This window comes from Bradyrhizobium diversitatis (assembly GCF_016031635.1).
GTDB lineage: Bacteria > Pseudomonadota > Alphaproteobacteria > Rhizobiales > Xanthobacteraceae > Bradyrhizobium > Bradyrhizobium diversitatis.
Genome location: NZ_JACEGD010000047.1, coordinates 38,850 through 45,817, shown reverse-complemented (window position 1 = coordinate 45,817; position 6,968 = coordinate 38,850). Strand labels below are relative to the sequence as shown.

Below are 6,968 nucleotides of genomic sequence, written 5' to 3'. Positions count from 1 at the left end.
CCCGCCAGGATCTCCTTGATGCGGTCGATCGAGGACAGGATCACCGTCACCGCCTGCCCGGTCACCGGCATGCCGTCACGGAACTTGCCCATCAAGGTCTCGCCGGCATGCGCCAGCGCTTCCAGCCGCGGCAGCCCGAGGAAGCCGCACGTGCCCTTGATGGTGTGGACCAGGCGGAAGATGTTATCCAGGATCTTGGCGTTGTTCGGCTCCTGCTCGAACTTCACCAGCTGATTGTCCACGGTGTCCAGGCTCTCGCTGGTCTCCGTCAGAAACTCCCGCAACAGATCATCCATGAGCTACGCCTTACTGACCTGGATTTAAACTGGGCGCCCGGGCCACCCTTGGCACGGACGGACGCCCTCTCCTCGATCGTTAGACATCCCCTTTCACAGTCCCGTTAATTTCATGCTCCGTCCTACTACGGATATTGAAGAGAAGTTTGCGGTTCGACCGCATGCCCCAGCGCTTTTCGGCAAATCCGTCTCCACGCCGCAAAGGAGTCGGCGTGCGAGGTAAACGGGCTGATAACAGCGAGGCGAGGCGCGCGGGAAAGTCCTGCTCGCGAAGAGCATTGCAGACGGCCTGTTGGGGGGTTGGACCGAGCCGGTCGCAACCGGCGATGCTCTCGTGACCTGCGCCTTGTGGTATTGCTGCGACGTGCGCGGCCCGCGCATGAGGTAAACGAACTCTTACTCTGCGGCGATAGCGACTCGTGCCGCGCTAACCTCGCCGCGCAGCCGAGGCAATGCCGCCGCCACGATGCTCTGGCGGGCAATGCGGCATGACGATGTCGATGATCATCAGATCGAGCTGGTCGTGTTCGAACGTGCAGCCCGGCTTCGCCAGCCTTGCCATCATCATCTGAAAATTGTTGGACCGTGCCACAACCTTTGGCCTAATATCTGCCAGACTTACAACTGAGCGACGAACGGGCACTTGCCGACGGCATCCGATGGGCGCGTCGTTCCGTTCCCCGGAACTGCCTCCATGCTTGAAATCGGAGCTTTCCTTCCAGTCGCTGCCGCAGGCGCGCCGCTTTGCAAGTGCGAAGCGCCGCAGGAAGCGATTGCCGCGGCCGGACAACCTGTCTCAATTGCCAATATATCCCGGCCTGTACATGATTGAACCTACCGCGCAGGACCGTGATTTCGCGCGTCGCGACTCGACGGTGCAGGAACAGCGGAGGCAGCTTTGGAAACGATGGCGCGTCCACCCAACGGTTTCCTGTCCGCGCTGTCGGCGGACGATTATGAATTGATCCGTCCGCATCTGCGAACGGTTGATCTGCCCCATGACGCAGTGCTGGCCGAGACCGGCGAGACACTGAAGCGCGCCTATTTTCCCCACCGCGGCGTCATCTCGCTGGTGGTGGAACTGGCCAGGGACGAGCATGTGCAAGTCGCCATGATCGGCCGCGACAGCCTGCTCGGCACATTCTCGATCATGGGCGAGGCGTCTGTATTGAACACCGCGCTTGTGCTGGTTCCCGGCGTCGCGTCGGTGGTGGACCTGGACCCGCTGCGGATCGCCGCCGACCAGAGCAGCACCCTGCGCACGTTGCTCATGCGCCACGGGCTTGCGGTCTACGTCCAGGTGCAGCAGACCGCCGGCTGCAACGTCGCCCATCCCGTGGAGTCGCGGCTGTCGCGGTGTCTGTTGCACACTCATGATCTGTCGGGCGGCTCCCGGCTGCTACTGACCCAGGAGACCATGGCACAGATGATCGGGGCGCGGCGCAACAGCGTGTCGCTGGTCGCCCACTCCTTGCAACAGGCCAATTTCATCCACTACAGCCGCGGACACATCCAGATCATCGACATCGACGGCCTGCGCCAGACGGCGTGCGCATGCTACGCCACGGTGAAGGCCCAGTACGACCGGCTGCTCGGCATACGCTGAACGCCGCGGGCGATTGGTAAACCGCCGGCTAATACCGGTCTGCAAACACCGGCCATCGTGCTACCGGAACTGAAATTCCGATGCCGTAGACGGGGGACGTACCTCGCGCCGCCACGTGCCGCGCGACAACGCACGATGATCGAGACAGGCAAGCCCATGTTTGATGCAACCGTCGCGCCTGCGCAGAACGCACTCGATGCCGCCCCCGCGCGCGAGCCGCGCGCGTACGAAGCGCTGGTGCGCGAGATCGGCGAGGATGCTGCCCGTGAGGTGCGGGATGTGTTCTGGAGCGAGACCCGCGCGCGCCTGCAACTGTTCCGCACGCTCTCGCTTGCGCAGCACCACGCCCGGATCGCGCGCGAGGCGCATTCGCTCAAGAGCACGGCCGGGACGTTCGGCTATGTCGGGCTCGCAGCGCTGGCGTTGCGGCTGGAGAAGACCGCTGAGGGCCTCGGCGAAGCCGAATTCCGCGCGCTCCTGGACCGGATGGATGCCGCCTACGCCGCCGCGCGCGCGCAAGAGCCGCAGGTCTGAAGCGCGATGCGATTGACGCTTTTTCCTTGCGCGAACCGGTATCCACTCCGCCCCGGCGAAGACCACGCGAAGCCCGCCGTACTTCTACGGTTTGGGATGTTCATAGATGGCTAATCATAGGAGGCGATAGTCCCCGGGAAAACCAGGAGGGTTTCCAATGTTCAAGTACGAGACGGCAGACCAGAAAGAGGTTCGTCGCTTCCGCATCGCACAGTTCAACGGCCGGATGGCGACAGTGAAGGCTGGCGAGTCCACCGTGACCGGCTTCGTGCGTTCGGTGCTTGAGCAGGAATCGAGCGTGCCTCCGCGCTGGACCATCACGATCATTCCGAACGCGCCGAAGGAAGAGATCAAGCCGCTGCGTCGCGCCTCCCCCGCGCGTCCCTTCGCCGAAGACTATTTCTGAGCAGGACGGGTTTCCGAACGTCTCGAGAGATGTCGCGGGTGCAACGCCAGCCGGGACGCAGCACGCCCGCCTCAGTCGATCGAATGCAGCAGCGCCGCACGGACGAGATCCGCGGTGTTGCGCGCACCGAGCTTGCGCATCGCCTCGGCGCGATGGCTCTCGAAGGTGCGCGGACTGATCTGCATGCGAAGCGCGCCCTGCTTGTTCGAATAGCCTTCGCTGATCAGCCTCAGCACCTCGCGCTCGCGCTTGGTCAGCCGCTTCTGGCCCGACGGACCGACGGGCTCGGCGCTCGGCACGCGCTGTGGCTGCAGCGCGCTAGCGACCTTCGATTGTGCCTCCTCGGCGCCGGACGGGATCGGCAAGCCGCCTTTGCCGGCGAGCTGCTTGACCAGACCGCAAACGCGCTCGGTCTGTACCAGCGCGTTCTCCACCACCCGCTGCAAATAGGCACGATCGCCCGTAGCAGGCACGAGCTGATCGCTGTGGTGCTTGATCTCGCCCATGTAGAGCAGGAGCGCAGTCAGGGGGCCGTTGAGCTCGCGGGCGATGGCCGCGGCCATTTCGTCGGCCGCCTTGGCACGGGCGGCGCTCAGGCGGACGAAATCGGGCCCTTCAGCCGGCGCAGCGCCGCCTTCGTCCCATTCCGACGGCCGCGAATCAGTGGCCGTATCATTCGGTGACCCCATGGCACTCGTTTAGCGGAACCGGAGCCGGTCTGTGCTTAACTTTCTGCTCCGTAAGACTACGGTGATTTGGGCCCTTTTGCGCTAAAAAGGCGACTTCGGCACAATTTGTGCTTGCGTGCGGCAGCTCCCGATCGTGTAGCGGTTGAGTTCCGGCCGACACCTTGAGCCGTCTGACCGGAAAACTCCCCTTGATCGCCGCCTCCAACCGGCGCTGGCCCCCCGGCTTTTACGGATTAATTAACGGCGACTTGCTTCTCTAGGGAGGTCGAGCGCGCAAATGCCTCCACGCATTGGGCCCGCAAGCCAGCGGGACACGCTGCGAAAGATGCGTGCCATGAACGAGATCGATCGACTGTCGGAATTCCTGCAGAGGCTGACACCGCTGTCGCGCAGCTGTCTGCTCAGCGAGCTCGAGCGGCTCGAGCTGTGCGGCATCGACATGCCGGGCTCGGCCGACCTCCAGTCCCGCTTGCGCGCCGAGTTCCGCAAGGACGGATCGACCCAGGCACGGGCCACCAACCCATTGCGCTATTTCTTCGCGCCGCTGCAGCTGCTGCTGATCGACGGCGCGCCCGAGCATGCCAATCTGGGGCGGATCTCGCGCAACACCCTCACCCCGATCTGGGAGTGGATCTGCCGCGACCTGCTGCCCACCATGGCGCGCGACTACATCAAGGCAGTCAACGACCAGGTGGCGGCCAACAACCCGAAGGAGGTGCAGAAGATCGCGTCGACCTTCCAGACCAAGGTCGTCAAGGTCCTCGAGAGCACCCTCACCTCGTCCGAGAGCTCCGAGCTGGCGCGAGCCAAGCTCGCGCAATACACGGCCTCGCGCACCGCCTTCGACGACGTTGTGAAGATGCTGCATGCCTTGCGCGCCGGCGATGCGCTACCGAAGTTCAACGAGAAGCTGCCCGAGAGGATCGCGAAATTCGACGACGGCCAGGTCGTCCAGGCCACCGCGCAGCTCGACGCCTTCAAGAAGGCCCATCCCGAGGCGCTGCCCTTCGCGCTGGCGCTGGTGGCGCGGCGTCTGAAGACGCCCTGGCAATTGGTGCGGCTTGCCACCAAGGCTGCTGCGAGCAAGGCCGCCGCGGACATTGCCGCCACGCCCTATGCCTGCGTCGTTCACATGGTCCTCGATCGGCTCGACGACAAGCGCCTCGCGCTTCGTATCGCGCTTCGCAACAACAGGGTGCTGGTCGCCCGCGACTTGCTCGCCGAAATCTACGACACCGAATATGCGCTCAAGGTCCGCATCGACGACATCGAACATTGCGACTGGGGCGTTCGCCTCCAACAATTGATGGACGCGATCGCGAAGCTGGTCTCCGCCGAGGTGAGCCGCTTCCCCGACAATGTGGGCCACATTCTCGGATCGCGGCGGCTGCGCAGCCACGACACGCTCGGCGGCAAGCTGACCTATCTGGCCTGGAAGGGACGCGACGCGATGCAGGACGGTGCGGCGGCGTTCCGCAAATTGATCGGGCAAAACTAGGCGCGCCGGGCGCGCGGCAGGCTCAGGAAACGGTCGAAAAACCGCCCTGACAGCACGAATCTGAACCACCAATATATCATTCGCCGCATCGACATTGCTGTAGTCCTCGACAGCCCACCACCGGCTGCGTGGACCAATAGCGCAGGTGCAGCAATGCGCGTGTGATGCACTTCACATTCTCGGCCGCCGGGCCGGCCTCGTTGTCGCAGAACCACCGCGCGCGAAGGCGCAAGATGCGCGCATGGCGCGAACACGAGCTATTCCGGCGCAGCCGTCGCTCCGGTGCGCGCGCTGACGCTCGCATCGACGACAATGGCGCTGACGTCTTCGCCGCAAGGCCATTGCACGCCGACCACAACGACAAGCAGCACCCGCCGTGTCCCTCGAACGAGCACGCGGGCTGGCGTGACATGAGAAAGTCGCCGGCAATTAATCCTTCGCAAGCCTCATCGCTGCGCCGGAGCGACAGCGCAACCGCATTGCGCGACGCAGTCGAGTGGCAAATTGCACGCCCATTGCGCGCAACAGCCATTTCACGTGCGTTGACCGTCGTTGCGCGTGCGGTGCTCGGGTATGCAAATTCTTTTCGAAGCTTCTGTCGAAAAATTAGCTCGAATTGCAGAGCTTAACGTTACCCAAATTATTCAAGAACGATGTGAAGCTCTCCTTATTTGAACCCACGCTCGCCGTTTAAAAAACCGTCACGGAACGGGAGTGGTGTAGGATGAACGATGGGATGATTGAACTCGTCGGCCGGAGGCCTGTGACCTTCGGACGACGAAAGGTGACGCCGCGCGCCTGCGTGGCCGACAGCAAGCGTCACCTGCGCGCCTTTCTCAGCGAGGTGCTCGAGGATCTCGGGTTCGTCACCTGCGAATGCGCCAGTGCCGACGAGTTGCAAACCGTGCTCGCCACCGAGTTGCCGGACCTGATCCTGCTCGGCGTCGCCGCCGATGGCATCGAGCCGGGACGATTCCTCGAAATCCTGGTGCGCGAGGCATTTGCCGGCAGGGTCCTCGCCGTCGGTGCCCGCGAGTCGATCATCGTCAAAGCCGTGCGGCAGGTCGGTGAGGAATATGGCCTTGCGATGCTGCCGCCGCTGACCACGCCCTTTGCCGCGGAGACGCTGCGCGAGCGTGTTGCGATGCTGCTGCCGGAGGAGCCGGCGCCGAGCCCGGCGGTGCATGTCGGCGAGGCCTTGCACGCCGGCTGGCTCGAGCTCTGGTACCAGCCCAAGATCGACGCGCGCACGCTCGTGCGCAGCGGCGCCGAGGCGCTGGTGCGGATGCGGCATCCGACCTGGGGCGTGGTGCCGCCGGCCTATTTCATCCCGGAGCCGCACGATCCGCATTTCCGCGGTCTGTCGGAGTTCGTGATCGATCGCGCCGTGCAGGACTGGCACTATCTTCTGGAACAACAAAGCCCGGTCGATCTGTCGATCAATCTCCCCGCCTCCTATCTGAGGGAACCGCACGCGGTGCGCGATCTCTGCCGCCGCGTGCCGACGCATCCTGCCTTCGGCGGACTGACGGTCGAGATCGACAGCGAGGAGGCGATCCGCGAGCTCGATCTCCTGACCGAGGTCGCGCGCGAGGTGGGCCTGCACAATATCGCGCTGTCGATCGACAATCTCGGCACCAACTGGCCGTCGCTGATGGGGCTCGACAGAATTCCCTTCGTCAAGCTGAAGGCCGATCGGCAATTCGTCACCGGCAGCGGCGGGGACCGGCTGAAGCGCACGGTGTGCCGTCACATCGTCGAGCTGGCGCAGGGCTTTGGCGCGCGCACCGTGGCTCAGGGGGTCGAGAGCCGCGCCGACCTCGTCGCGGCGAACGAACTCGGCTTCGACCTCGTGCAGGGCTTTCTGTTCGGCAAGCCGATGCCGCTGAAGAAGTTTGCAAGGAGCGCGCTGACGCGGACGGTGATGGGCGAGGCGTGA

8 protein-coding genes are annotated in these 6,968 nt (G+C 64.1%); 5 read left to right on the top strand and 3 right to left on the bottom strand.

Going from position 1 to position 6,968, the window contains the following annotated elements; genetic code table 11:
• On the bottom strand, window positions 1-296 hold a 296-nt coding region (locus H1B27_RS34965), incomplete at its 3' end, for an Hpt domain-containing protein (RefSeq protein WP_197969154.1).
• A gap of 427 nt (window positions 297-723) precedes the next feature.
• Complete coding sequence (locus H1B27_RS39855) at window positions 724-1,086, bottom strand: hypothetical protein (protein WP_210343613.1); 363 nt, start codon at window positions 1,084-1,086, stop codon at window positions 724-726.
• Window positions 1,087-1,203: 117 nt separating this feature from the next.
• On the opposite strand from H1B27_RS39855, the gene H1B27_RS34955 reads away from it, so the two are divergent.
• From H1B27_RS34955 to H1B27_RS34945, 3 genes are all read left to right on the top strand, one after another.
• Window positions 1,204-1,902 (top strand): Crp/Fnr family transcriptional regulator, encoded by a 699-nt coding sequence (locus tag H1B27_RS34955; protein ID WP_156505133.1) that lies wholly within the window; start codon window positions 1,204-1,206, stop codon window positions 1,900-1,902.
• Window positions 1,903-2,058: 156 nt separating this feature from the next.
• A complete protein-coding gene (locus H1B27_RS34950; RefSeq protein ID WP_197969155.1) occupies window positions 2,059-2,436 on the top strand; it encodes an Hpt domain-containing protein in 378 nt (125 codons plus the stop codon).
• A gap of 157 nt (window positions 2,437-2,593) precedes the next feature.
• Window positions 2,594-2,842, top strand: a complete 249-nt coding sequence (locus H1B27_RS34945; RefSeq protein WP_061880238.1) for a hypothetical protein — start codon at window positions 2,594-2,596, stop codon at window positions 2,840-2,842.
• Between the two features lie 71 nt (window positions 2,843-2,913).
• Here the strand turns inward: H1B27_RS34945 and H1B27_RS34940 are convergent, their stop codons facing one another.
• The gene (locus tag H1B27_RS34940) at window positions 2,914-3,531 is read right to left on the bottom strand and encodes a helix-turn-helix domain-containing protein (protein ID WP_061880237.1); all 618 of its coding nucleotides are present in this window, start codon (window positions 3,529-3,531) and stop codon (window positions 2,914-2,916) included.
• A gap of 334 nt (window positions 3,532-3,865) precedes the next feature.
• Between H1B27_RS34940 and H1B27_RS34935 the strand changes: the two genes are divergently transcribed.
• A complete protein-coding gene (locus tag H1B27_RS34935) occupies window positions 3,866-5,029 on the top strand; it encodes a hypothetical protein (RefSeq protein ID WP_197969152.1) in 1,164 nt (387 codons plus the stop codon).
• Between the two features lie 724 nt (window positions 5,030-5,753).
• The gene (locus H1B27_RS34930) at window positions 5,754-6,968 is read left to right on the top strand and encodes an EAL domain-containing response regulator (protein WP_061880236.1); all 1,215 of its coding nucleotides are present in this window, start codon (window positions 5,754-5,756) and stop codon (window positions 6,966-6,968) included.

Bases quoted from the DNA above. Each gene is read 5' to 3' on its own strand.
- H1B27_RS34955 (WP_156505133.1), top strand. From the start codon at position 1,204: ATGGCGCGTCCACCCAACGGTTTCCTGTCCGCGCTGTCGGCGGACGAT.
- H1B27_RS34950 (WP_197969155.1), top strand. From the start codon at position 2,059: ATGTTTGATGCAACCGTCGCGCCTGCGCAGAACGCACTCGATGCCGCC.
- H1B27_RS34945 (WP_061880238.1), top strand. From the start codon at position 2,594: ATGTTCAAGTACGAGACGGCAGACCAGAAAGAGGTTCGTCGCTTCCGC.
- H1B27_RS34940 (WP_061880237.1), bottom strand. From the start codon at position 3,531: ATGGGGTCACCGAATGATACGGCCACTGATTCGCGGCCGTCGGAATGG.
- H1B27_RS34935 (WP_197969152.1), top strand. From the start codon at position 3,866: ATGAACGAGATCGATCGACTGTCGGAATTCCTGCAGAGGCTGACACCG.
- H1B27_RS34930 (WP_061880236.1), top strand. From the start codon at position 5,754: ATGAACGATGGGATGATTGAACTCGTCGGCCGGAGGCCTGTGACCTTC.